Origin of the sequence: Halalkalibacter okhensis, assembly GCF_000787375.1 — a bacterium.
Taxonomy (GTDB): Bacteria; Bacillota; Bacilli; order Bacillales; family Bacillaceae_D; genus Halalkalibacter; species Halalkalibacter okhensis.
Window position 1 is genome coordinate 1 of the sequence record NZ_JRJU01000083.1, and the last position, 1597, is coordinate 1597.

Sequence of the window (1597 nt, forward strand, 5' to 3'; positions counted from 1 at the left end):
ATCGGTCTTTCAAGATGTTTTTGATGAAGTGGTTCTTCTCGCAGTCGAACATCGTATGGTAGGAGGACGTGTACTTTTTACGGACTCTACTCATTTAAAGGCAAATGCCAACAAGCGTAAGTTTGTGAAAGAAACGGTTCAAGTGGAAACTCAAGATTACATTAATGAACTAGATCAAGCGATTGAGAAGGACCGAAAAGCACATGGAAAAAAGTCCTTTCCAAAAAAGGACAAGGAGGTGGAAGTAAAGGAAATTAAGGTTAGTACAACCGATAAAGAGAGCGGTTATATGTTCCGGGATGGGAAACCTGAGGGCTTCTTCTATCTGGATCATCGTACAACCGATCACAAATATAACATTATCACGGATGTTCATGTAACACCTGGCAATGTTCATGATTCCCGTCCCTATTTAGCACGTTTAGATCGTCAACGAGAGCGTTTTGGTTTTGAACTAGAAGCAGTTGGTCTTGATGCGGGTTACTTAACCATGCCTATTTGTCATGGGCTTGAAAAGAGAAACATCATGGGGGTCATTGCTCATCGACGCTTTTCGCCTAAAAAAGGATTATTCCCAAAATGGAAGTTTACTTATGAAGTTGAATCCGATACATATACATGTCCCAATGGAGAGACCTTGACTTACTCAACTACGAATCGCGAGGGGTATCGTCAATATCACTCCAATCCCAAAACGTGTAAAAGCTGTCCGTTTCTTTCACAGTGTACAACAGCTAAGAATCATAAAAAGACCATAACTAGACATGTTTGGGAGAGTAGTAAAGAAAAAGTCAGAGAGAATCGTCTATCCCCGGAAGGAAAGACGATATATAAAAAAAGAAAAGAAACCATTATGCGAAACAACTCCACGGGCTTCGCTACTGCCGGTTGCGCAGCTTGAACGGCGCTAATGAACAAGCGCTGATGACAGCTGTAGCACAGAACATAAAGAAGATTGCCAACCACCTCACTAGAGGGTGAGGTGGTTGGCAATCTTCCATTTATGATTCATTTCTTAACCCTCTTAGAGAGAAAAATAGTGTAAAAAGAGAAACCCCACTAAAAAAGTGGGGTTTCTCGACAACCTGAGACAATCCATTGGATTGTCTTTTATCTGCCTGGCAACGTCCCGGCTCACCCTTTCTCTTCTACGGGGAAGAGTTACATGTAGTTATTCTTTGTAGTATTTCATGTCGTATTACGAAGAGAAACGGCTCGTCTCACAGAGGGACATGATGTTTTCTCGAAGAAGCTTATTCACGATGTAACCATCGGCCCATTCGAGGAAGATGTTGCTCCTCCGGACCAAAAGCTCTTTAGCGCCTTGAGCATACCGTTTATGCATACTAAAAAAGACAATCCAATGGATTGTCTTTTATCTGCCTGGCAACGTCCTACTCTCACAGGGGGAAGCCCCCAACTACCATCGGCGCAAAAGAGCTTAACGACCGTGTTCGGCATGGGAACGGGTGTGACCTCTTCGCTATCGCCACCAGACTAGTATATTGAACATCGGATTACCCAAAGGTTATCTTAGTTCACATTTGAGATGGTTCTCTCAAAACTAGATAATGCTTTTAGAAACGTTTCAAGATTC

General features: G+C 42.6%; 1 rRNA gene and 1 pseudogene. One reads left to right on the top strand and one right to left on the bottom strand.

Going from position 1 to position 1597, the window contains the following annotated elements:
• Nucleotides 1–981, top strand: a pseudogene (locus LQ50_RS24000) (IS1182 family transposase); the annotation flags it as partial.
• A 400-nt stretch (nt 982–1381) separates the two neighbouring features.
• Here LQ50_RS24000 and rrf read toward each other — a convergent pair.
• Nucleotides 1382–1497, bottom strand: a 5S ribosomal RNA gene (rrf, locus tag LQ50_RS24005).
• Nucleotides 1498–1597: the final 100 nt, after the last annotated feature.